Origin of the sequence: Roseovarius sp. THAF9 (genome assembly GCF_009363715.1) — a bacterium.
GTDB lineage: Bacteria > Pseudomonadota > Alphaproteobacteria > Rhodobacterales > Rhodobacteraceae > Roseovarius.
Genome location: NZ_CP045404.1, coordinates 598,382 through 618,471, shown reverse-complemented (window position 1 = coordinate 618,471; position 20,090 = coordinate 598,382). Strand labels below are relative to the sequence as shown.

17 protein-coding genes and 1 pseudogene are annotated in these 20,090 nt (G+C 64.4%); 4 read left to right on the top strand and 14 right to left on the bottom strand.

Features of this window, described 5'->3' with window-relative positions:
- Genes FIU86_RS03075 through FIU86_RS03065 form a run of 3 tightly spaced genes read right to left on the bottom strand, consistent with a single transcriptional unit; the run spans position 1 to position 2,900 of the window.
- A complete protein-coding gene (locus FIU86_RS03075; RefSeq protein WP_152473738.1) occupies positions 1-423 on the bottom strand; it encodes an HPr kinase/phosphorylase in 423 nt (140 codons plus the stop codon).
- A 45-nt stretch (positions 424-468) separates the two neighbouring features.
- Positions 469-2,187 carry a sensor histidine kinase gene (locus FIU86_RS03070; RefSeq protein WP_152473737.1) on the bottom strand — a complete coding sequence of 573 codons (1,719 nt, stop codon included), beginning with the start codon at positions 2,185-2,187 and terminating at the stop codon, positions 469-471.
- A gap of 11 nt (positions 2,188-2,198) precedes the next feature.
- Positions 2,199-2,900, bottom strand: a complete 702-nt coding sequence (locus FIU86_RS03065; protein ID WP_103762079.1) for a response regulator transcription factor — start codon at positions 2,898-2,900, stop codon at positions 2,199-2,201.
- A gap of 378 nt (positions 2,901-3,278) precedes the next feature.
- Between FIU86_RS03065 and FIU86_RS03060 the strand changes: the two genes are divergently transcribed.
- The gene (locus FIU86_RS03060; protein WP_152473736.1) at positions 3,279-4,877 is read left to right on the top strand and encodes a phosphoenolpyruvate carboxykinase; all 1,599 of its coding nucleotides are present in this window, start codon (positions 3,279-3,281) and stop codon (positions 4,875-4,877) included.
- Positions 4,878-5,025: 148 nt separating this feature from the next.
- Here the strand turns inward: FIU86_RS03060 and FIU86_RS03055 are convergent.
- Positions 5,026-5,693, bottom strand: a pseudogene (locus tag FIU86_RS03055) (MarC family protein).
- A gap of 193 nt (positions 5,694-5,886) precedes the next feature.
- Between FIU86_RS03055 and FIU86_RS03050 the strand changes: the two are divergent.
- Positions 5,887-7,107: a HAMP domain-containing protein gene (locus FIU86_RS03050; RefSeq protein ID WP_152473735.1), complete on the top strand. Its 1,221-nt coding sequence runs from the start codon at positions 5,887-5,889 to the stop codon at positions 7,105-7,107.
- Positions 7,108-7,193: 86 nt separating this feature from the next.
- Here the strand turns inward: FIU86_RS03050 and FIU86_RS03045 are convergent, their stop codons facing one another.
- From FIU86_RS03045 to FIU86_RS03030, 4 genes are all read right to left on the bottom strand, one after another.
- Positions 7,194-7,640 carry a YtoQ family protein gene (locus FIU86_RS03045; protein WP_152473734.1) on the bottom strand — a complete coding sequence of 149 codons (447 nt, stop codon included), beginning with the start codon at positions 7,638-7,640 and terminating at the stop codon, positions 7,194-7,196.
- 128 nt (positions 7,641-7,768) lie between these two features.
- On the bottom strand, positions 7,769-9,211 hold the full coding sequence (locus FIU86_RS03040; protein WP_152473733.1) for a hypothetical protein: 1,443 nt from the start codon (positions 9,209-9,211) through the stop codon (positions 7,769-7,771).
- On the bottom strand, positions 9,192-11,591 hold the full coding sequence (pheT, locus tag FIU86_RS03035; protein ID WP_152473732.1) for a phenylalanine--tRNA ligase subunit beta: 2,400 nt from the start codon (positions 11,589-11,591) through the stop codon (positions 9,192-9,194). Before pheT ends, FIU86_RS03040 begins: the two co-directional genes overlap by 20 nt.
- A gap of 314 nt (positions 11,592-11,905) precedes the next feature.
- On the bottom strand, positions 11,906-12,679 hold the full coding sequence (locus FIU86_RS03030; RefSeq protein ID WP_152473731.1) for a sulfite exporter TauE/SafE family protein: 774 nt from the start codon (positions 12,677-12,679) through the stop codon (positions 11,906-11,908).
- Between the two features lie 198 nt (positions 12,680-12,877).
- On the opposite strand from FIU86_RS03030, the gene FIU86_RS03025 reads away from it, so the two are divergent.
- Positions 12,878-14,566, top strand: a complete 1,689-nt coding sequence (locus FIU86_RS03025) for an acyl-CoA dehydrogenase family protein (RefSeq protein WP_152473730.1) — start codon at positions 12,878-12,880, stop codon at positions 14,564-14,566.
- Positions 14,567-14,635: 69 nt separating this feature from the next.
- On the opposite strand, the gene FIU86_RS03020 is transcribed toward FIU86_RS03025, so the two are convergent.
- The 3 genes from FIU86_RS03020 to FIU86_RS03010 all read right to left on the bottom strand — a co-directional run bounded on the left by FIU86_RS03020 (position 14,636) and on the right by FIU86_RS03010 (position 17,265).
- Positions 14,636-15,211 carry a hypothetical protein gene (locus tag FIU86_RS03020; protein WP_152473729.1) on the bottom strand — a complete coding sequence of 192 codons (576 nt, stop codon included), beginning with the start codon at positions 15,209-15,211 and terminating at the stop codon, positions 14,636-14,638.
- A 110-nt stretch (positions 15,212-15,321) separates the two neighbouring features.
- Positions 15,322-16,017 (bottom strand): fumarylacetoacetate hydrolase family protein, encoded by a 696-nt coding sequence (locus FIU86_RS03015; RefSeq protein ID WP_152473728.1) that lies wholly within the window; start codon positions 16,015-16,017, stop codon positions 15,322-15,324.
- A gap of 105 nt (positions 16,018-16,122) precedes the next feature.
- A complete protein-coding gene (locus FIU86_RS03010) occupies positions 16,123-17,265 on the bottom strand; it encodes an alpha-D-ribose 1-methylphosphonate 5-triphosphate diphosphatase (protein ID WP_152473727.1) in 1,143 nt (380 codons plus the stop codon).
- 47 nt (positions 17,266-17,312) lie between these two features.
- Here FIU86_RS03010 and FIU86_RS03005 point away from each other — a divergent pair, with 47 nt between their 5' ends.
- Positions 17,313-17,996, top strand: a complete 684-nt coding sequence (locus tag FIU86_RS03005; protein WP_152473726.1) for a DUF1045 domain-containing protein — start codon at positions 17,313-17,315, stop codon at positions 17,994-17,996.
- Here FIU86_RS03005 and phnN read toward each other — a convergent pair.
- From phnN to phnK, 3 genes are read right to left on the bottom strand one after another with little or no spacing between them, the layout of a single operon-like run.
- A complete protein-coding gene (gene phnN / locus FIU86_RS03000; protein ID WP_152473725.1) occupies positions 17,972-18,538 on the bottom strand; it encodes a phosphonate metabolism protein/1,5-bisphosphokinase (PRPP-forming) PhnN in 567 nt (188 codons plus the stop codon). The genes FIU86_RS03005 and phnN overlap by 25 nt on opposite strands.
- Positions 18,538-19,218, bottom strand: a complete 681-nt coding sequence (gene phnL, locus FIU86_RS02995; protein WP_152476893.1) for a phosphonate C-P lyase system protein PhnL — start codon at positions 19,216-19,218, stop codon at positions 18,538-18,540. The genes phnN and phnL overlap by 1 nt, the downstream gene beginning before the upstream one ends.
- Before the next feature lie 44 nt (positions 19,219-19,262).
- Entirely contained in the window at positions 19,263-20,033 is a 771-nt protein-coding gene (phnK, locus tag FIU86_RS02990; protein ID WP_152473724.1) for a phosphonate C-P lyase system protein PhnK, read from the bottom strand.
- Positions 20,034-20,090 lie beyond the last annotated feature (57 nt).

Here is a 20,090-nt window from a genome sequence, read left to right as displayed (position 1 = left end):
TCATTCCAGCCTTTCGCCCCTTAGATATACTGACACCGCAGCAGAAAAATGGGCGCTCTCGGATTTGTTAATGACGGGCAACGGTATGCCCATGACCCGCGCCTTCCGGGCTTCGGGAAGACGCTCGGTTTCAACCTCGTCCATGTCGACCACCAGCGCAACCGCGCAACGTCCCGCCGCAGGGCTGCGCAGTATGCCCACGCCACGTGCTTCGATCTGTCCGCGGATCGTGTCCGGCGCGTCGGCCCAGAGCGTTGCGCCCTCGGCCCACACCACAGTGCGGTCGTCCGACACCAGTTCCGCGCCCATTGCCATAAGTTGCAGCGCCAAACCGGACTTGCCACTGCCCGACGCGCCGCGGATCAGCACGGCACGGCCGTCGATGGCAACGGTGGTCGCGTGAAGAATCTGCGTGCCCGTCATTCCGGCGGTCCGTAAGCGGTCAAAAAAGGCGCCGCGCCCCTCGCGTCAAACCGGCAGACCCACGACAAAGCGCGCTCCCAGCGGGTCCGAGGTGACGTCGGCATCCGTGGGCCGGATGTTCTCGGCCCAGATCACACCTTCATGCGCCTCGACAATCTGTTTCGAGATCGAAAGTCCAAGGCCAGAATTGTTGCCAAAATCATTGGCGTCACGCTGCGAATAGAAGCGGTTGAAGATCTTGGTCAGCGCCTGTTCGGGAATGCCCGGCCCGGTATCCTCGACCACGACAACGACACGGTTATCGCGTTTACGGGCCCACAGGCGAATGGCGTCGCCTTCCTCGCAGAACGAGGTGGCATTGGTAATCAGGTTCACGAAGACCTGCGCCAGCCGTGCTTCCAGACCCATGATGACGATCGGGTCTTTCGGGAAATCGGTAATGAACTCGACGCCCTTCTGTTGCGCCTGTTCGCCAAGGTAATGCGCAAGGTTGTCCAGCATCTGGATCAGGTCAAAGCTCTCCTGCTCCTCGCGCACCAGTTCGCTGTCCAGCCGCGATGCGTTCGAGATATCGCTCACCAGCCGGTCGAGCCGGCGCACGTCATGCTCGATCACGTTCAGCAGTTTCTCGCGCTGGTCCTCGCGCTTAGCCACGCGCATCGTGCCCACCGCGCTGCGCAAGGATGCCAGCGGGTTCTTGATCTCGTGCGCCACGTCCGCAGCGAATTGTTCGTTGCCGTCGATCCGGTGATAAAGCGCGGTTACCATGCCCCGCAAAGCGCCAGAAAGCCGCCCGATCTCGTCCGGTCGTGCAGTCAAATCGGGGATGCGGATGCGCCCGCCGCCGTTTTCGCCGCCCTGGCGGTTGCGCGCGCCGCCCACTTCGGCGGCGGCGGCCAGTTCCGCCAGCGGGTTGGCGATGGTCGAGGCCAGGATCAGCGACAGGCCCACCGACACCAGCGTCGCCACCAGGAACATCTGCAAGACGCGCTCGCGCTCCATGCGGCTCAGCTTGTCGATCTCACCCGACGCGCTCGATAATGCGACCACGCCAACAGGGCGATCACCCTGTAGGATCGGCGTCGCCACCGCGAATATGGTCGAGCCGTCGTCGTCGCCGCGGCCGACCTGCGTGCCCTCTTCCAGCGCATCCTCGACAAGGCCCTGGGCCAGTGTCTCGACGCTGATTTCCGTCTCGGTGCTCAGAATCGCCGAAAACGGCGCCGACACCCCGTTCCAGACTTGGTTCAACGCATCCGTGATCACCGTGGGCTTGTCCGGCACCCCCGCGCCCGGACGCGGCAGGTGGCCCTCGGTCCGGCCCACCAGTTGGGCAGCGCGGTCATAGACCAGCACCTCGACCCCCTGCTGCACGTCCAGCCCGTCCAGCGTGCCCGCAACGTCCAGCCCGTCCATCGCCACAAGGCTCACAGGCGCGCCCTCGGGCAGTTGCGCCTCAAACACGTCGGCGATCAGTTCCACGTCACTTTGCAACCCGTCGGCGTGCTGTTGCGCCAGCCCGTCACGCGACGAGTTCAGGTAGAGGATCCCCGCCACTAGGACGTTCAGTGCGATCAGGTTGAAGGTAATGATCTTGCGCGTCAGGGATCCGCCGCCGCCCGACAAATAGCCCCGCCGCGCACGGCGCCTGCGGACCTCTTCCTCGACGACATTTTCCGGCGCCACGAAATCATCGCCAAGAACAACGCCGTCGTCGTCATTCAGCGTGTGATCGCGCACCTGGAAGCCCTCCGCCAATGCCATGTTTCAGGCCATCATTCCTCGTTGTACCGATACCCGATCCCGTACAGCGTCTCGATGGCCGAAAACTCCGGGTCCACCATCCGCAGCTTCTTGCGCAGACGCTTGATGTGGCTGTCGATGGTCCGGTCGTCAACATAAACCTGGTCGTCATAGGCCACGTCCATCAGCTGATCGCGGCTTTTCACGAAACCAGGTCGTTGCGCCAGCGCCTGAAGCAGCAGGAATTCGGTCACGGTCAGCGACACGTCCTGACCCTTCCACGCCACCGCGTGGCGCAGCGGGTCCATGCGCAGCTCGCCGCGCTCGATCACCTTGGTGTCTTCGGTCTCGGCCACGACATTGCCATCGACCGCATCCTGCCGGCGCAGCAGCGCGCGGATACGCTCGACCAGCAAACGCTGGCTGAACGGCTTCTTTACGTAGTCGTCCGCGCCCATGCGCAGGCCCAGGACCTCGTCGATCTCGTCGTCCTTGGAGGTCAGGAAAATCACCGGCATCGCCGATTTCTGCCGCAGCCTCTGCAACAGGTCCATCCCGTCCATCCGGGGCATCTTGATGTCCAGCACCGCCATGTCGGGCAGTTTCTTGGTGAAAGCCTCATAGGCCTGCTGTCCATCGTTGTAGGTTTCGACCTCGAAGCCTTCCGCCTCGAGAGTCATGGAGACCGATGTCAGAATATTTCTGTCATCGTCCACAAGGGCGATTTTTGACATTATGATTTCCTTGTACTGCTCGGTTGCCTGCTTTTTTCCGATACTATGGGCCGTTTTCGGCTTTTTAATCAATCCCAAACTGCGAATCAGCCGGGCTTTCCCGACCATCTGACGCGAAAATGTCTTAGGAATGGCTAAATTGACTCACTTTTGCAGTCCGCGATTGCAGAACCTTGGCGGCAGCTCGCCCATGATGGCGCTAACGCCCGATTTGGTTGCGCTAACTGTGCATTTGCGTCCTGTTCAATCATAAAACCGTCATGTTAAGAGGCCCGCGGATCATCCGGCAAGAACCGGTTTCTCACCGCCAATTTCGGCGGACCTGCATGGTCAGCCCCGCCACGAAGGGCGGACGGCCAGAACTCAAGGAGCGCAAGCATGTCAGCAGGACGGGTCAACCCCAACTTCACCCTCGAGGATCAAGGCATCACCGGACTGGGCGAAGTTCACTACAACCTGATCGAACCCGCCCTCATCGAAGAGGCCCTGCGCAAGGGCGAAGGCCGCCTCGGCAAAGGCGGCACCTTCCTTGTCTCCACCGGCCAGTTCACCGGCCGCTCGCCCAAGGACAAGCACGTCGTCAAGACCGACAGCGTGGCCGAGCACATCTGGTGGGACAACAATGCACCCATGACGCCCGAGGCATTCGACCAGCTTTACACCGACATGGTCGCCCACATGCAGGGCAAGGATTACTTCGTGCAGGATCTCGTCGGCGGCGCCGACCCCGCCCATTCTATCAACATGCGCATGGTGACCGAACTGGCCTGGCACGGCCTCTTCATCCGCCACATGCTGCGCCGCCCCGAACGTGACGCGCTTGACCATTTCACCGCCGATTTCACCGTCATCAACTGCCCCACGTTCAAGGCCGACCCCGCAAAGCACGGGTGCCGCTCGGAAACCGTGATCGCCATCAACTTCGACCGCAAACTGATCCTCATCGGCAATTCCGAATACGCGGGCGAGAACAAGAAATCGGTCTTCTCGGTCCTGAACTACCTGCTGCCCGAAAAAGGCATCATGCCAATGCACTGCTCGGCCAACCACGCCAACGGCAACCCGGTCGACACCGCCATCTTCTTCGGCCTCAGCGGCACCGGCAAGACCACCCTTTCGGCCGATCCCAATCGCACGCTTATTGGCGATGACGAACACGGCTGGTCTGATCGCGGCACCTTCAACTTCGAGGGCGGCTGCTATGCCAAGACCATCAATCTCGACCCCGAGGCAGAGCCGGAAATCTACGCCACGACCGAGAAATTCGGCACCGTGATCGAGAACATGGTCTATGACGAGGAAACGCTCGAACTGGACTTTGCCGATGATTCACTGACGGCCAACATGCGCTGCGCCTATCCGATGAGCTATATCTCAAACGCCTCGGAAACCGCGCTTGGCGGGCATCCCAAGAACATCATCATGCTGACCTGCGACGCGTTCGGCGTGCTGCCCCCGATCGCGCGCCTCTCGCCGGCGCAGGCGATGTATCACTTCCTGTCGGGCTTCACCGCCAAGGTCGCCGGAACCGAGCGCGGCCTGACCGAGGCCGAGCCGACCTTTTCCACCTGCTTCGGCGCGCCCTTCATGCCGCGCCGCCCCGAGGTCTACGGTAACCTTCTGCGCGAAAAGATCGCCAAGCACGGCGCGACCTGCTGGCTGGTCAACACCGGCTGGACCGGCGGCGCCTACGGCACCGGCGAGCGGATGCCCATAAAGGCCACCCGTGCCCTGCTGACCGCAGCGCTCGACGGCTCGCTCAACGAGGTCGAGTTCCGCAAAGACGCCAATTTCGGCTTCGAGGTTCCGGTCAGCGTCCCCGGCGTGCCCGAGGTCCTGCTGGACCCGCGCCGCACCTGGGATGACGGCGCGGCCTACGACGCGCAGGCCAACAAGCTGGTCAAGATGTTCGCCGACAATTTCGAGCAGTACTTGCCCTATATCGACGAGGACGTGAAAGCCGCCGCCATCGGCTAAGCCTTACACGCCCCGACCGGGCAGACACCGCCCCCGTGCTTCAGGCGCGGGGGCTTTTTCGTGACCGCCTTTCGTGCCCGCCTTTCGTTTCAAGCTTGCGCGCTCGAGACACCGTAGGGTGGGTGAGACCCCACGCGCGCATCCCCTGCTACCGCGGGGTCGCCTTGTTCAACGGGCTCTCCACCGGCGGCGGCGCCACGTCCATTACACCCAACGCATCGAACCCGCCCAGCACCGCGTCCACCGCGATCGTCGCCAGAACGATCCCCATCACCCGGCTGATCACGCTGGCCCCTGTGCTGCCGATCACCCGGTGCACATAGGTCGCCGCCAGCAAAAGCCCGAGCGTCAACAACAACACCAGCGTCAGCAGCCCCGCCGTGATCGCCTGATCCGCAATCGATTCCGTGTGGTTGTCCGTCAGGATCACGATGGCAAGCATCGCCCCGGGCGAAGCGATTGACGGCATCGCCAGCGGGAAGACCGCGCCCGCCAGGTGGTCGCGCTCCGCCTCCTCGATCTCGCGCGCGGGCTTCGACTCGCCGAAAATCATCGTCATCGCGAACAGAAACAGGATGATCCCGCCCGCGATCTGGAACGACCCCAGCCGCAGCCCCAGCGATTCCAGCAGGAACTGCCCGCCCACCAGGAACGCCAGCAGCACCAGCGCCGCAACGCCACCGCCCGCAACGCGAACCGCCGGTGCAGTGCCCTTGGCACGCCCTGCACAGCAAACAGGAAGACCGGGATGGACCCGACCGGGTCGATCACCACGATCAGCGTCACCAGTTCTCTTGCCAGGGCCGCCCAGTCCATTGGGGTAACTTTCCATTTGAACCCGATCCGCAAACGGCCGGACCGGCCGGTTCCGCTTATCCCATGCCGCACCGGGTTTGAACCTTGAAGACCACGCAAAGCGGGTTCCGGCAGCCATACTGACGCTTTGTTGATCTACCCTTTCGCGCACCCCGTGCTAACTCAACCGAAACGGGTTTACAGGGGCAATGGGATGCTGAGCGACGACAACCCCTCTATCGGACGTTTCGACAAGTCGTTCCTGATCCACATGATCCGGGACTTCTTCATCATCCTCGTGATCGTCACGGTGCTGGAGTTCTCGCTGAAAGCCGCGCTGGTCTACTACAACTACGTCACAAATGGCGAGGACGAGGCCCAGGTCGTGGCCGAGGACCTGGCCGATAATGTCCGCTCCATCATGCGCAACGAAGGCGGGCCGGTGGCCGCCCGCACCATGTATCCCATTTTGGAGACCAACTGGTCCGACCTGGGCTATGTCATCGCCATCGAACCCGCGCCCGTCACCGTGGCCTCGATCGAGGACGGCTTCGACTTCACTCCGGTGGGTATCCCGGCAGCGGACTGGCCCGAAGGCAATTTCCGTGTCTCGACCTTGGATATCGAGGCCGAGGCGTTCTGCCTTGCCTGCCATAGCCAAGCCGAGGTGGGCGATACGCTCGGCACCGTGACGGTCCGCAACTACCTCGCCCGCGACTTCGCCCTCTGGGCCGAGGACGTTCGCCTGACCGCGGCCCTGTCGGCGGGCAAGATCGTGCTGCACTCGTTCCTTCTGTTCCTGATCCTGCGCGCCCGGCTCGAGCCGTTGATGGAACTGCGCTCGACCGTCAGCAAGCTCGCCCGCGCCTATGGCACCCTCGGGCACCGGGCCGAAATCCGAACCTCCGACGAATTCGGTGTGCTGGCGCGCGACCTCAACCTCTTTCTCGACCGCATCTCGACCATCATCGCTGAACTGGACGCCGTGCTGGGCAAGGTGGTCGCCGCCAACGACGATATCATCGCGCTGCAAAGCGATCTGCGCGGCTCCATCGATAGCGTGGTGTCCGACGTGCGCCGCCTGGAACGCGACGCCATGATCTCGGCCAAGCGCGAACCGCGCCTGTCGAACGAATGGTTTGCCGCCGTACGCGGCCAGATCGCCGAGCTAGACGCCGCCCTGCCCGAGGCCGAGAACGCCTCCGCCGCCGAATTGCTCGACTCCCTCCGCGCCGTCGTCGCCGATGCCGAGGCCAAGATCGCCTCGTCCGAGGATGTCTTCCGCAAGCTGGCCGATATCGGCGACCAAAGCGAAACGCTCAAGGGCTCCATGCTCGAAATGACCCGGCTCGAGGAACGCCTGCAAAGCATCGTGGAAACCTGCGGCAACCTCGTGCGACGGCTCCAACCCGAAGACCGCAAGCCCGAGGCATGACATCGCCCAGAAACTCTGACCACCACGCCGGTCTCACCGAAGGCCCGTCCCGGGCTTGACCCGGGACCTCACTTCGACAAATGAAATTACTTCGGCAAGGTGCCTTCCAAAACGTAGCGCAGGATCTCCACCACTTGCCCCGGCTCCCGCGTCACGGCCAATGCCGCGGCATCCACCTCTTTCAGCGCGTGGTCATGCTCCGGCGGTTGCAGGATGATCAGCGACTTGCCCATCGCGCTGGCATAGCCTGCGTCAAAGGCCGCGTTCCATTGCTTGTACTTGTCGCCGAACCGCACGACCACCAAGTCGGCCTCCTCGATCCCCTTGCGGGTGCGGATCGCGTTCACCATGGCGCCCTTGTGATCGTGCCAGTACTTGTTCTCTTCCGCGCCGAGGATTTCCACGCCACAATCGTCGCTGGCCCCGTGATCCGTCACCGGCGCGGAAAATTCCACGTCCAGGCCCTTGGCCCCCTCGATGATCTGCTCGCGCCAGTCGGTATGGATTTCGCCGGAAAGGTATACGCTCAGCATCTGATATCCTCCTTGTTCAGTGTCGCCGCACAATCTGCATCCCGCGGCCCGGATTACAAGCCGAACGCGCTGCAACACGCCATTAGCTCCCAATAGTAGGGTGGGTAAAAACCCACGCACCTGTGCGTTTAACGCACCGCGCCCTCCACGCACACCCCGTCGATCAGGTACAGTCCGTCATCCGCCAGCACCACGCCCTCGCCGCCCGCAGGCAGATCTGTCGCGTACTCCCGCACCGGCACGTCGCCGGTGTCAACCTGCGCGAATTCCAGACCATCCCGGCTGACCCAAAGCCCCTGTTCCCGCCGCCCTGCAAACACGGCGCCGAATATCTCGCTCACTTCCAACTCCACATCCAGCGGCACTCGGTATCTCAGAGGCAAAGCACCCGGTGTCAGCGTCAGGTCACGCTGCACCTCCCACCAGCCGCGCTGGTCCAGCAGGAACAATCGCTTTCCCCACTGCGTCCAACGCGGATAAAGTCCCGTTTCGTCGCGCCCAAGCGCGGGCGCCGCGACGAAACGCGCGCCGTCAAAAAACATCCACGTATCGTCGATACGAAAAAGCGGCGGCAGAACATATCCCGTGGCCGAAACGCCATTCCACGGGACATTCAGTCTCTCGACCTGCGCGCCGACCACCGCATCGTCCGGCTGCACCAGTCTCGGCCCGTCCCGCCCGATGACCTGCACGGTGTGGCGCGTCCGCTTGTCATCCAGTAGCAGCCCGCCAATGACCGCCACGATTGGCCCGTCCCCCACATGGAAAACGCGGTCCACATCGCGCACCGCATAGAGGAACTCCGGCGCACCGCCGCGCGCGTCGAAAACCAAAACGTCATTGGAAAACTGCAACGCGAACAGGCCCGACGCCGCATCGACATAGGATCGCCGCGGCTCAAGCGTCCAGATGTCGTCTGGCACATGCCGATCGAACCAGCCCAGCCGCACGCGCTGCCAGTCACCGCCTGTTTCAGACCGCCAGTAGAGCCGCTCGTCCGAGAACGAAAGATACCCTTCTAGCGCCTCGAAGTACTGCGGCAGGATATCGTTCAACCCATAGTCCACCCCCGCCAGCGAAGAGAGTGTCTCTCCGCCGCTCTCACTCCACTCCTGCAAGGGCCTGCCATCGTAACGCAAGAACAGCCTGTCGGATTGCACGTCATAGTGAACGGCTCGATATCCTTTCACCGGCAATACGGTGAACTGGTCTTCTCCGGGGCGCATCCGGTAAACACGATGATGCACGTCTTGTCCAAAACCATAGACCGTGCCATCGGTGGCCACCGCATATCGCTCGTAAGCCCAGAGCTGGCCATGCGGGTACCCGTCCGCACCCAAGGGCTCCAGCCTCCCGTCCCGAATGGTGCGCAATGGAAACCCGGCGAAGATTGCGTATGGATAGCCGGGTATCTCGTGAAAATCGAACACCAGTCGCGCAGCGGCCGCGCGATCTGTCGGACCATCCTCAACAGCCCGCAAACACCCGGTGTCCGCAAACGCAGCCCCGCCCAGCCAAATCAACAGGCAGGCCAGCAGACGCCGCACCGCCTTAACCGCGCAGCGTGCCACCCGTGGCCTTCGTGACCTTCTCGACGATCTTGGCCGACACGGCCTCGATATCCGCGTCCTTCAGCGTCTTGTCGGTGGGTTGCAGCCGCACCGTCAGCGCGAGGCTCTTCTTGCCCTCGCCCAGGCTGCCGCCGATGAACTCGTCGAACACGCGCACATCTTCGATGAGGGATTTATCCGCCCCGGCGGCGGCATTGACCAGCGTCAGCGCCTCCACGTCGGCATCCACAACGAAGGCGAAATCGCGCTCGACCGCCTGCAAATCGCTGATCTTCATCGCGCCCCGGTTCGCCCCCGCCTTGCGCGGCTGCGGAATTTCCTGCGGATAGAGCGTAAAGCCCACGACCGGCCCCTTCACATCCATCTCGCGCAGAACCTTCGGGTGCAGCTCGCCAAACACGCCCAGCACCTTCTTGGGCCCGAGGCAGATCATACCGTGCCGCCCCGGGTGCCACCATTCGGACGCCCCACGCAGGATCTGCACCTTCGCCGGCGCGCCCAGCGCCCCCAGGATCGCCTCGGCATCCGCCTTGGCATCATACAGGTCCACCGGACGGCTCGCCTTGTGCACATCCTTGGGCCCGGTCCGGCCCACCAGAATGCCGCTCACCTGCACATGCTGCTCCTCCGGTTCGCCGCCGTGAAACGCATGGCCCAGCTCGAAAAGGGCGAGGTCCATCGCACCCCGCGCCTGGTTTCTCGCGGCGGCCGGCAACAGGCCCGGCAACAGATCGGGCCGCATATGGCTCATCTCGCTGCTGATTGGGTTGGCCAGCATCGTGGCATCCTCGCCGCCACCGAACAGCGTGGCGCTCGCCTTGTCGATGAAACTGTAGGTCACGCATTCGTTGTACCCCAACGCCGCCGCCGTCCGCCGCGCCGCCCGCTCGCGCTTTTGCGCGGCACTCAGGATCGGCTGCGGCACGCCGGCCTGCATCCGCGGCATCGGGCGGCCCACCAGCTTGGTCAGCGACGCCACCCGCGCCACTTCCTCCACCAGGTCGGCCTCGCCCAGAATATCCGGCCGCCAGCTCGGCACATGCACCGTGTTGCCCTCCAGCCGGAACCCCAATCGCGTCAGCGTCTGCCGCTGCTCGGCTTCTGGGATCTCCATGCCCACCAGCGACTGCACCTTCGCGGCATCGAGGCGATAGGAGCGCGCCACGTCCGGCGCCTCGCCCGCCACCACGATGTTGGAAGGCTCGCCGCCGCACAGATCCAGGATCATCTGCGTGGCCAGGTCATGTGCCTCCATGTTGAACGCCGGGTCGATCCCCCGCTCGTTGCGATACCGCGCGTCGGAGTTGATCTTCAGCGCCCGGCCCGTGTGCGCGATCTGGATATGGTCCCACACGGCGGCTTCCAGGAACACATTCGTGGTCTCGGCGGTACAGCCCGTCTCCAGCCCGCCCATGATGCCGCCGACGCTTTCAACGCCGTTGTCGTCCGAGATCACCACCTGCCCTTTCGAAAAGGTGTATTCTCTCTCGTCCAGCCCGGTGAACGTCTCGCCCCCGCTGGCGCGATGCACCCGCAGGTTCCCCGCGACCTTGTCGGCATCAAAGACGTGCAGCGGCCGGTTCCGGTCGTAGGTGAAGAAGTTGGTGATATCCACCAGCGCCGAAATCGGGCGCAAGCCAATGGCACGCAGCCGGTCCTGCAACCACTCCGGGCTCGGCCCGTTGGTCACACCCCGGATCAGCCGCCCGGCAAAGACGAAACACCCGTCCGTTTTGGTATCTTCATCGATGCTGACGGTGATCGGGCACGGAAACTGCCCCTCGACATGTGCCTTGGGCGCCTCCTTCATCGTGCCAAGCCCCCGCGCCGCAAGGTCCAGCGCGATCCCCCGCACCCCCAGCGCATCGGGCCGGTTCGGCGTGATCGCGATCTCGATCACCGGATCGACTTTGGCCGGGTCGTTTTCGGCCAGCCAGTCCACGAAGCGCGCGCCGACCTCACCCGAGGGCAGCTCGATGATCCCGTCATGCTCATCCGAAAGTTCCATCTCGCGCTCCGACGCCATCATGCCGAAACTCTCGATCCCGCGGATCTTGCCCACCCCGATCGTGGTGTCGATCCCGGGCACGTAAACGCCGGGCTTGGCCACCACCACGGTGATGCCCTCGCGGGCGTTGGGCGCGCCACAGATAATCTGCTTCACCCCCTCGTCGGTCTCCACCTGGCACACCCGCAGCCGGTCCGCATCGGGATGCTTCTCGGCGCTCACCACCTTGCCGATAGTGAAATCCGCCAGCCGCTCGCCCGGGTTGGAAACCTCCTCCACCTCGAGGCCAAGATCGGTCAACGCCTCCGCGATCTCCGCCACGCTGGCGGTGGTTTCAAGATGGTCTTTCAGCCAGGACAGGGTGAATTTCATCGTCTCTCATCCATCAGGGGTCTAACTCGTCCCGGGCGCTTTACCGGATATGTCCCGCGCTTGAAAGAGGGCACCGCAGCGGGGGACCAGTCCCCCACGTGGAAACCGATGGTTTCGACGCCCCCTGGGATATTTCTGGCCAGAGGAAAAGCCAAACGCGTCGCCCCTTCTTCTGGCTTCAAATATCCCCGCCGGAGGCCCCCGCCGGCCAAATGCACATCACAGGATTGACGCGTCGCGTTTCCCTTCCCCACCGAGGAGGCGCCCGCAGGGCAACGACGAGCTATTCTGCGCGGCGCAGCCGCACGATTGTCCTAAAAGCTCAGGATCCCACGCCGCACCAGGTTCAGCCCCGCGATGACCAGAACCGCCAACGTCAGCCGCCGGAACAACCGCTGGTCGATCCGGTCCTGCAGCATGAAGCCGATCCAGAGGCCAATCAGCGCCGGCACAATCAGCGACAGCGACAACGGCAGCGTCGCGCGGTTCAGCACACCCGAGGCCGTATGCGCCGCGGTCAGCAGCACCGCCCCCATCCCGTAAATCACGCCCTGCACCCGCATCTGCTCGGTCTTCTCGGTGTCCAGCGCCGTCAGCATCGCCACCGTCGGCGGCCCCCAGACGCCCGAGATGCCGCCGAAGAAGCCCGCCACCGCGCCGATCCCCGCCTCCACGCGCCGCCCCGGCTTGGGCGGCAGCCGCAAGGGCCGGCCGGCAAGTGCAAAGCCCGCGTAAATGATGATCGGCACCCCGATCAGCAGCAGCATCACCGCCTCGGGGATCACCCGCACGAACTGTGCCGAGACAAGCATCACCACCATCCCCGCCAGCAGGAACACGCGGAACCGCGCCAAGGATCCCCACGCCGCCCGGACGCCTTGGCGCAAAGCCTGCCAGCCGTTGGATGCTAATGTCGGCAGGATCAGCCCCGCCAGCGCCAGCTCCGGCGGCATCACCGTGCTCAGCCCCGATATCACCACCATCGGCATGGCGAATCCCACCACGCCCTTTACGATCCCGCCCAGCACGGCCACGCCCCAGGCGAACACCATCAACATCAACCAGTCCGGGCCAAGTAACGCGTCCATGCGCCCCTCGTAGCACTTTTCCCGGGGCGCGCACGGCCTAAATCACCGCCATGACTGCCTGAAATCAACGCGGCCCCTCCAGCATCCGCGACACGACAGCGCAATATTCGACCAATTCGCGCGCCGCGCGAGCATAATAGTTGCGCTGCACCTGCGAAATGGCTATGCCGGTGCGGCGAAAACCGAAGGAGCTACCCCATGGCGCATGACGGACAGGACGTTGACCTTTCGACCGAAATCATTCTGAAGGACCTGCTGGACCTGACCGGCAAGGCCGTGGCCCCGGCCGAACAGATCCTCGACAAAGCCAAGGAAGCCCTGCGCGATCTCGTCACCGTCGAGGGTCGCGTGTCTTCCCGTGCCGTGGAACAACACCAGACCGCCAGCCACGGTCTTGCCTGGCTCGCCACCTATGTCGAATCCCTGCGCCAGATGCAGGGCTGGGCCACGCGCCTGAAAGACGAGGGCAAATTTGGCGAGGTCGAGCAACTCATTCACCAGATCGCCTTCGGCGAATACCTCTGGCAGATCTACGGCGGCATCCCGATGAACCAGGGCGAGGTCCTGCGCCTTCAGGATATCGGCCTTTCCCAGGATGACATGCGCGTGCTGATGACCTCCGAGGTTCAGGCACTCACCCAATCCGGCAACACCCAGGCCGCCCGCATCCGCCTTGTGGCGCTGATGCAGGAACGCGCCGCCGAGATCACCGTCGGCATCACCGGCCTCGACGAAGAACTCGAGATGATCCGCGAGCAGTTCCGCCGCTATTCCGTCGACAAGATCCTGCCCGAGGCGCATGAATGGCACCTCAAGGACGAACTGATCCCGATGGAGATCATCGAGGAACTCGCGGAAATGGGCGTCTTCGGCCTCACCATCCCCGAGGACTTCGGCGGCCTTGGCCTTAGCAAAGCGTCCATGTGTGTTGTGTCCGAGGAACTCAGCCGCGGCTATATCGGGGTCGGCTCGCTGGGCACCCGCTCGGAAATCGCCGCCGAACTCATCATCGCCGGCGGCACCGACGCGCAAAAGGAAAAGTGGCTCCCCGGCCTCGCCTCGGGTGAGATCCTGCCCACCGCCGTCTTCACCGAACCCAACACCGGCTCCGACCTTGGCGCGCTAAAAACTCGCGCGAAGAAAGACGAAAACGGCGACTGGGTTCTCAACGGCAACAAGACCTGGATCACCCACGCCGCGCGCACCCACGTGATGACCGTGCTGGCCCGCAGTGTGCAGGACACCGACGACTACAAGGGCCTGTCGATGTTCCTCGCCGAGAAAACCCCCGGCACGGATGCCGAACCATGGCAGGACCCCGGCATTTCGGGCGGCGAGATCGAGGTGCTCGGCTATCGCGGCATGAAAGAATACACGGTCAATTTCGACGACTTCAAAGTGAAGGGCGAGAACCTTTTGGGCGGCGAAGAGGGCAAGGGCTTCAAGCAGCTGATGGAGACTTTCGAATCCGCCCGCATCCAGACCGCCGCGCGCGCCATCGGCGTGGCGCAGAACGCGCTCGATCTCGGCATGCAATACGCGCAGGACCGCAAGCAGTTCGGCAAGGAACTGATCGAATTTCCCCGCGTCGCCAACAAGCTGGCGATGATGGCCGTTGAAATCATGATCGCCCGCCAGCTGACCTACTACTCGGCGTTCGAAAAGGACGAGGGCCGCCGCTGCGACGTCGAGGCCGGCATGGCCAAGCTCTTGGGCGCGCGCGTTGCCTGGGCTGCGGCAGACAATGCGCTGCAAATCCACGGCGGCAACGGTTTCGCGCTGGAATACCCGGTCAGCCGCGTGCTGTGCGACGCCCGCATCCTCAACATCTTCGAGGGTGCCGGCGAGATCCAGGCGCAGGTCATCGCAAGAAGGCTCCTCGGATAGCACTGTAGGGTGGGGTCTCACCCCACCCTGGCTCCACCGAAAGGCCAGAAGGCGCTAGAACCGACTGTCTCAATCCGTCCAGATCAACCGGCACTCCGTGGTTATTTCCACTCCCGGCGCCGTGGTTGTCTCGTGCTTCCGACAGCTTTCCAGCGCACCCGTGACGGCGTTGCGTCTGCTGCTTCTGTTCCACGCCGCGCCCCAGCCGCCATGCCCGGTCAACGCGATCGCCTTCGACCGCGGCTCGTCCACGTAGCGCCGCAACGCCTCCGCCGCGGTCCGCGACAGCGGTTGACCGTCGATGTCCACCTGGGTCTCGGGCAAAATCCTCAGGATGATCCGGCACCCCGGCCCTTGGACCGCGCAATGCGCCATAGCGATCTTCTCGGCATCCTCGATCCGCGCGTGATTGTCGGCCCAGCCATGACCGCCCTCATCGTTCACCGCCATGGCCGCGTTGTAGTCAAGCTCGTCAAGCATCTTGGAATGGCGCTGCTGCGGGTTCTCATAGTTCGGCACCGTCCCCAGACGCTCCACCACCGGCTCCGGCACGTCAGGCGGGACCCGCTCCGGCGCAAAGGCGCCCTGTGCGACGAACACCGCAGCGCCGAGCACCACCGCAAGGCCGATGCTCCAACAGGTCACCTGAGTTGTTTTCCTTGTCCGATTCAATCGTCGGTTACCCACGTCCATTTTCTTCGTATGAAGAAAATTCGTACGAATTTTCTGACACTGCCCTGGACCAATTCCTCATCTCAGCCCGCAAAACTTACCTGCACCGGCTGAAGCCCCTCGACCCCGCCATGCAGGCGGCTGCCCGGCTGCACCGGTCCCACGCCGGCGGGCGTTCCGGTCATGATCAGGTCACCAGCCATCAGGCGATAGAATCGCGACAGGTGGGCGATGATCTCCGGCACGCTCCACACCATGTCGGCCAGCGTCGCCTCCTGCACCCGCGCGCCGTCATGGTCCAGCCAGATCGCCTGGTCGCCAATCTCGCCAAAGGCATCGGCCCGCGTCAGCGGCCCTAGAATGGCGGCATTCTCGAAATCCTTGCCCAGGTCCCAGGGCCGCCGCGTCTCCTTGGCCTGCGCCTGCAGATCCCGCCGCGTCAGGTCGATCCCGCAGCCATAGCCGAACACCGCCGACATCGCCTCATCCTTGGAAATCAGCCCGGCCTCGCCGCCCAGCGCCACTACGAACTCCATTTCGTAATGGCAGTTCTGCGTCTCGGGCGGCATCGGGATGGTCGCGCCCCCCGGGCAGTAGGCATGGGCGGACTTGTTGAAATACCACGGCGCCTCGCGGTCCACCTCGTTGCCCATCTCGGCCGCATGCGCCGCATAGTTCCGTCCGACGCAGAAGATCCGCCGGATGGGAAAGACGGCCGTCTCGCCCTCGATAGGCAGGGCCGGGATCGGGGCGGGCGGGAAAAGATACTCGGTGGACATCGCCAAACTCCTACTTTTCCGCCATATGCGCAGTCCCCGCCCCGGGGTTCAAGCCCGCCCCGCACGCAGCCGCTCGTAGGGTGGGTGAAAACCCACCATCCCGCCTCACGCCACGCGGTTTCCCCGGCTCCACACGGCGCGCAGGGCCGGCGCCCCGCCGCGCAGGTCGAACCGGATCAGATCGGCCCGCTTGCCGGGCGCAATCTCGCCCCGATCCTGCAATCCCACGGCCTTCGCGGGCGCTGCCGTCACCGTCGCGAGCCCCCGCGCCATGCAGCCCCAGTCATGCCCCAGCTTAACCGCCGCCAGAAGCAGCGCCGAGGGCACATAATCCGACGACAGGATATCGAGCAGCCCGGCCTCGGCCAACTCCCCCGCCGCCACGTTGCCCGAATGCGACCCGCCGCGAATGAGGTTCGGCGCGCCCATGATCACCGCGATCTCCCGCGCATGGCTGGCCTCCGCCGCCTCCACCGTCGTGGGAAACTCCGCCATCGCCACGCCATAGCCCTTCGAGGTCTCGACCTGCGTCTCGGTCGTGTCGTCATGGCTCGCCAGCACCGCGCCATAGCGCGCCGCCTCGCGCACCGCCGTCGCCTCGTGCCGATCGCCATTGGCGTCCCGCAGCGCCTTCAACTGCGCCACATGCTCCTCGAACTCCACATCCGACAGGGCGTGCTTGCCCTTCATGTAATCGGCTAGCTTGGTGATATCCCGGAACTGCCGCTGCCCCGGCGTGTGGTCCATCAGACTGACGATCCCGACACGGTCTTCCGGGCCGAACTCCGCCATCTCCTCTTCCAGCGTTTCCGAACACACCTCCGCCCGCAAATGCAGAAAATGGCTGATCTTCAATGCGTCCTCCTCGCGCAGCGCCCACAGCTCGCTCGCCAGGCCCCGCGCATAGGCCAGGTACCGCCCCCGCCCCGTCGGGATCGACCCCACCCGCATCGCGTCGAACACCGTGGTGATCCCGGTACTCGCCAGTTCCGCGTCATGTGCCAGGATCGCCGCGTTATGCGGCCAGTCCACCTTGGGCCGCGGCTGGATATGCCGCTCCAGATTGTCGGTGTGCAGCTCGATCAGCCCCGGCGCCACGAAACCGCCGCCACAATCGACCGCACCGGCGTCCACCGCGTCGCCCTCCTCGACCCCGGCGATCACGCCATCCTCCACGGTCACGCAGCCGGTCATCACCCGGTCCCGCAGGATCACTCTGGCATTGGCAAGGCGAAACGTCTCTGTCATGGAACCATCACTTGTCTTGAAGTTGAAACATGGGCAGACCCGCGCACATGGCTTTCCGACGCTACGCTGTCTACCACACGCCGCAGGGGGTGCTTGGCGGGTTCGGTGCCGACTGGCTCGGCTGGGACGTGGAAAGTGGAACCCCAACCACCCCGCCCGAAATCGACGGCCTTCCGGCCCCGTGGGACGACATCACCAGCACACCCCGCAAATACGGCTTTCACGCGACGATCAAGCCGCCCTTCCATCTGGCCGAGGGCTGGACGGAAACCGACCTCCTGACCGCCTTCACCACACATTGCGACCTTGCCGCGCCTCTTACACTCGACGGGCTGGAACTGGCGCAACTCGGTCGCTTCCTGGCCTTCGTGCCCACCGGAAACACCAGCCCGCTCAACCGCCTTGCCGCCGACACCGTCCGCACGCTCGACCCGTTCCGCGCCCCCCTCACCAACGCCGACCTCGCCCGCCGCCGCGCCGCCGGTCTCACGCCCGAACAGGACGCGCTGCTGCTGCAATGGGGCTATCCCTATGTAATGGACCAGTTCCGCTGCCACTACACTCTGTCGGGCAAACTGCCCAAGGCGCAGGCAACCCGCCTCCGCGCCGTTCTGCAAGACCACGTCGCCTCGCTGATCCCACAGCCCTTCCGCATCGACACGCTCAGCCTCTGCGCCGAGGATGCCGAGGGGCGTTTCCACGTCGTTCATCGCGCCACCCTCTCCGGCTGAAGCTGCGCCCAGACCGCCTCTGCCGCCGCGTCCACGGTCCCGGTATTCTCCACCCGGATCACATGCGCCAGCCCGTCGGGCAAGGCAAACCCGGCCCGTTCCAGCCGCGCCGCGATCACCTCGGCACTTTCCCGCCCGCGCGCCGCCAACCGTACCGCCAGCACCTCCACCGGCGCCGTCAGATGCACCACGGCAAAGCCGGGAAACATCGCCTGCGCCTCGGCCAGAACCGCCCGCGACAGGTTCACAAGGCACAGATGCCCCGCCGCCAGATCCTCATTCACCGCCACCGGCACGCCATAGCGCAACCCGTGCGCCCGCCAGTGCAGCGCGAACGCCCCCGCCTGCACCCGTGCCTCGAACACGTCCTCGCTGACCGCCTCGGAATCCTCGCCGCCCGCACCCGCATCACGTGTGATCACCCGCCGCACCAGCCGCACGCCCGCGTGTCGCGCCGCCAGCGCCTGCATCACGCTGTCCTTGCCCACGCCCGACGGCCCGACAACGCCGATCAACCGCCCGGTATGGCCAAGAGCGCACATCACGCTGCCTTCGGGGTAAAGACCGACACGTCGATCTCCCGGTCGCACACCCGCGCCCGCGCCGTCTCGTCATGGAAAATCCCGACAATCGCCGCGCCCCGCGCCTTTGCCTCCTCGATCAGGCGCAAAACCGTCTCGCGGTTGGCCGCATCAAGGCTCGCCGTCGGCTCGTCCAGCAGCATCGCCGGATAACCATGCGCGAACCCCCGCGCGATGTTCACCCGCTGCTGCTCACCCCCCGAAAACGTGGTCGGGCTCAAACCCCACAGTCCTTCGGGAATGTTCAACCGCCGCAACAACTCCTCGGCACGCGCCAAGGCCACGTCGCGATCCACGCCAACTGCCAAGAGCGGCTCGGCCACCACCTCCCGCGTCGGCACCCGTGGCACCACCCGCAGGAACTGGCTTACGTACCCCAGCGTCTCGCGCCGGAGCGCCAAAATCTCGCGCGGTTCGGCCCGGGCCACGTCCACGCCCCCCACCACGATCCGGCCCGAGGCGGCCAGGTAATTACCGTAGATCATCCGCATCAGCGTCGACTTGCCCGCGCCCGACGCCCCCGTCAGCGCCACGCATTCGCCGCGCCCCACCGACAGCGATGCCCCCGCCATCACCGGAATGACCGCGCCACCCTGGTTGTGCAGCACGAAGTTCTTCGACACGTTCTCGATCTCGATCATGGCCCCGGCCTTCACTGTTCCCAAATTACTCAAATCCCGCCGCCTCAAACCTGCAACACGCTGGAAACCAGCAACTGCGTATACCCATGCTGCGGGTCGTCCAGCACCTGATCGGTCAGCCCAGTCTCCACCACATGCCCGTCCTTCATCACCATCAACCGGTCCGCCAGCAACCGCACCACGGCCAGATCATGCGTCACGATGATGGCGCTCAGCCCCATCTCCCGCACCAGCCCGCGCAAAAGGTCCAACAGACGCGCCTGCACGCTGACATCCAAGCCACCCGTGGGCTCGTCCATGAACACCAGCCTCGGCCCCGTCACCAGGTTCCGGGCGATCTGCAACCGCTGCTGCATGCCCCCGGAAAACGCCGTGGGCCGGTCATCCACCCGGTCCTCGGCGATCTCCACCCGGCCCAGCCAATCCACCGCGCTGCTGCGGATATCCCCATAATGCCGCGCGCCCACGGCCATCAGCCGCTCGCCCACATTGCCGCCCGCACTCACACCCATGCGCAACCCATCGCGCGCGTGCTGATGCACGAAGGCCCAGTCCGTCCGCCCCAGCATCCGCCGCTCCGGCTCGGACATTCTCAGCGTATCGCGCGGACCATCTCCGCGTGTGTCGAAAATCACCTCGCCGGCGTCAGGAGCCAGATGACCGGCGAGGCAGCCCAGAAGCGTGGATTTCCCCGATCCACTCTCCCCGACGATCCCCATCACTTCCCCGGGGTAAAGGTCGAAGGACACATCCCGGCACCCCACCCGGGATCCGTAAAACTTCGCAACATCGCGCACCTGCAAAAGCGGAGCCATCACGCCAGCCCTCCCGCACGCGGATTTTTCGAAAAATCCGCTCCAAAATTCTTCCAA

What these genes read in the sequence shown, in the direction of transcription:
- FIU86_RS03075 (WP_152473738.1), bottom strand. Translation starts at nt 423, where the DNA reads ATGACGGGCACGCAGATTCTTCACGCGACCACCGTTGCCATCGACGGC.
- FIU86_RS03070 (WP_152473737.1), bottom strand. Translation starts at nt 2,187, where the DNA reads ATGGCATTGGCGGAGGGCTTCCAGGTGCGCGATCACACGCTGAATGAC.
- FIU86_RS03065 (WP_103762079.1), bottom strand. Translation starts at nt 2,900, where the DNA reads ATGTCAAAAATCGCCCTTGTGGACGATGACAGAAATATTCTGACATCG.
- FIU86_RS03060 (WP_152473736.1), top strand. Translation starts at nt 3,279, where the DNA reads ATGTCAGCAGGACGGGTCAACCCCAACTTCACCCTCGAGGATCAAGGC.
- FIU86_RS03050 (WP_152473735.1), top strand. Translation starts at nt 5,887, where the DNA reads ATGCTGAGCGACGACAACCCCTCTATCGGACGTTTCGACAAGTCGTTC.
- FIU86_RS03045 (WP_152473734.1), bottom strand. Translation starts at nt 7,640, where the DNA reads ATGCTGAGCGTATACCTTTCCGGCGAAATCCATACCGACTGGCGCGAG.
- pheT (WP_152473732.1), bottom strand. Translation starts at nt 11,591, where the DNA reads ATGAAATTCACCCTGTCCTGGCTGAAAGACCATCTTGAAACCACCGCC.
- FIU86_RS03030 (WP_152473731.1), bottom strand. Translation starts at nt 12,679, where the DNA reads ATGGACGCGTTACTTGGCCCGGACTGGTTGATGTTGATGGTGTTCGCC.
- FIU86_RS03025 (WP_152473730.1), top strand. Translation starts at nt 12,878, where the DNA reads ATGGCGCATGACGGACAGGACGTTGACCTTTCGACCGAAATCATTCTG.
- FIU86_RS03015 (WP_152473728.1), bottom strand. Translation starts at nt 16,017, where the DNA reads ATGTCCACCGAGTATCTTTTCCCGCCCGCCCCGATCCCGGCCCTGCCT.
- FIU86_RS03010 (WP_152473727.1), bottom strand. Translation starts at nt 17,265, where the DNA reads ATGACAGAGACGTTTCGCCTTGCCAATGCCAGAGTGATCCTGCGGGAC.
- FIU86_RS03005 (WP_152473726.1), top strand. Translation starts at nt 17,313, where the DNA reads ATGGCTTTCCGACGCTACGCTGTCTACCACACGCCGCAGGGGGTGCTT.
- phnN (WP_152473725.1), bottom strand. Translation starts at nt 18,538, where the DNA reads ATGTGCGCTCTTGGCCATACCGGGCGGTTGATCGGCGTTGTCGGGCCG.
- phnL (WP_152476893.1), bottom strand. Translation starts at nt 19,218, where the DNA reads ATGATCGAGATCGAGAACGTGTCGAAGAACTTCGTGCTGCACAACCAG.
- phnK (WP_152473724.1), bottom strand. Translation starts at nt 20,033, where the DNA reads ATGGCTCCGCTTTTGCAGGTGCGCGATGTTGCGAAGTTTTACGGATCC.